This is a genomic window from Cohnella sp. GbtcB17 (assembly GCF_019091135.1).
GTDB lineage: Bacteria > Bacillota > Bacilli > Paenibacillales > Paenibacillaceae > Cohnella.
In genome coordinates, this window is sequence record NZ_JAGXJW010000205.1 from 1 (window position 1) to 341 (window position 341).

Annotated in this window: 1 protein-coding gene; it reads right to left on the reverse strand. The window is 60.7% G+C overall.

What is annotated here, in order from left to right:
• Positions 1-341 (reverse strand): family 1 glycosylhydrolase (locus KVT38_RS33605; RefSeq protein ID WP_217598058.1); only part of this gene is annotated, 341 nt, incomplete at both ends.

Consider the following 341-nt stretch of genomic DNA (forward strand, 5'->3'; position numbering starts at 1 on the left):
CGCATGCGCCCCGATATAGTTGGACAAGAACGAGACGCACCAGGTTTCGTTAAACGTGATCCACTGCTTCACCTTCCCGCCGAACGCCTTGAACGCAGTCTCCGCGTAACGGACGAACGCGCGGATCGTGTCGCGGTTGTCCCAGCCGCCCTTGTCCTGAAGCGCCTGCGGCAGATCCCAATGATACAGCGTCACGCACGGCTCGATGCCGGCGGCCAGCAGGCCGTCGATGACCTTGGCGTAGTAATCGAGCCCCTTCTGGTTCAGTTCGCCGTCTCCGTCCGGATAGATGCGCGGCCAGGCGATGGAAAAGCGGTATGCCTTGACGCCCAGATTTTTGA